Origin of the sequence: Peterkaempfera griseoplana (genome assembly GCF_001418575.1) — a bacterium.
Classification (GTDB): Bacteria; Actinomycetota; Actinomycetes; order Streptomycetales; family Streptomycetaceae; genus Peterkaempfera; species Peterkaempfera griseoplana.
This window is the reverse complement of the sequence record NZ_LIQR01000611.1, coordinates 1-1,450: the sequence shown is the minus strand read 5'-3', so window position 1 is coordinate 1,450 and position 1,450 is coordinate 1. Positions and strand designations below refer to the sequence as shown.

1 protein-coding gene and 1 pseudogene are annotated in these 1,450 nt (G+C 75.4%); both read left to right on the top strand.

The genetic code is table 11. The annotated features are described in order from the left end of the window. Positions 1–154, top strand: a pseudogene (locus AOK09_RS42805) (SGNH/GDSL hydrolase family protein); the annotation flags it as partial. Between the two features lie 127 nt (positions 155–281). Next, positions 282–1,450 (top strand): GDSL-type esterase/lipase family protein (locus AOK09_RS34055; protein ID WP_055591082.1); only part of this gene is annotated, 1,169 nt, incomplete at its 3' end.

The following is a 1,450-nucleotide window of genomic DNA, read 5'->3' as shown; positions in this document are numbered from 1 at the left end:
CGTGGACTTCGAACGGGCCGTGCAGGACCCGGAGGTGCCGACGCGCCTCGCGGTCCCGTACGACTCGGGCGACCATCTCCACCCGGGGGACGCCGGGGCGGCGATGCTCGCCGGAGCCGTGGACCTCACGGCGCTGGCCGCGCTGCACAGGTGAGCCGGACGCCGTCCGCGACGCGGATGGCGCCCCGGCACGGATCCGTATCCTGATCCCGGCCGCCGCGCGGAGAGCGCCACGGCGGACCGTCCCGGCCCGACCAGGGGCCCGAACAGAGGTGGACAGCATGCCCGCGTCCCTGCCACGGCGGCACGCGCTGAGACTCTTCGGAGGCGCGGCCGCACTGGGGATGACCTCGGTGGTCGGCCGCAACGCGGCCCATGCCGACGGCAGCCCCGCGAGGACCGCGCCGGTGACCGGCCTGCGCAGCTCGGTGCAGGGCGTGGTCACGGGGCCGCTGCGGGTCGGTGCCTGGGCCGCCGCGCCGGTGCCGGCGGAGAGCGGACGGCCGCTGCTGGGCTTCGTCGACACCACCCTGCGGCTGGTGGTGCGGGCCTCGGTCGGCGGCACCAGCCCCAGGATCAGGCTCTCCAACCGCTTCGGGACCTCCCCGCTGGTGGTGGAGTCGGTGTCCATCGGGGTGCGGCAGCACGGTGCCCAGGCGGTCCCCGGCAGTCTCGCCCGGGTGCGCTTCGGGGGCTCGGCGCGAGCGGTGGTGCCGCCCGGCGGCGACCTGCTGAGCGATCCCGTGGCCACGCCCCGCCCGATCGCCGCCCGGGATGTGCTGCTGGTCAGCCTCTATCTGCCGGGCCCCACCGGCGCCGCCACCTGGCACCCGCGCTCCCAGGACGCGACCTGGTCGGCGTCCGGCGACTGCACCCGGCTGGCAAGCGGGCGGCGCTTCTCCGTGCGGGAGAACGGCTGGTACTACCTCAGCGGTCTGGACCTGGTCTCCGGCAGCGCCACCGGCACCGTGGTCTGCTTCGGCGACTCCATCACCGACGGCCCGGCCACCGCGGCCAGGCGCACCACCGTTCGCTGGCCCGACCTGCTGGCCGAGCGCATCGCCGTGGAGCGCCCCCGGGCCCCGTACGGGGTCGTCGACCTGGGCATCGCGGGCAACCGGCTGCTGCAGAGCTCGCCGCGGGGCGGCGTCGCGGCGCTGGACCGCTTCGACCAGGACGCGCTGGGACAGCCGGGCGCCACGGACCTGATCCTGCTGGAGGGGATCAACGACATCGGCTTCGGCAAGGACGCGGACGGGCTGCCGATCACCGCCGAGCAGCTGATCACCGCGCAGCGGACGCTGATCGGCCGGGCACGGCGGTCCGGCCTGCGGGTGCACGGCTGCACCCTGCTGCCCTTCGAGGGCGCCAAGTTCTTCACCCCCACGGGTGAGCAGGTCCGCCAGCAGTTCAACGCCTGGGTCAGGAACGGCGGCGCCTTCGACAGCGT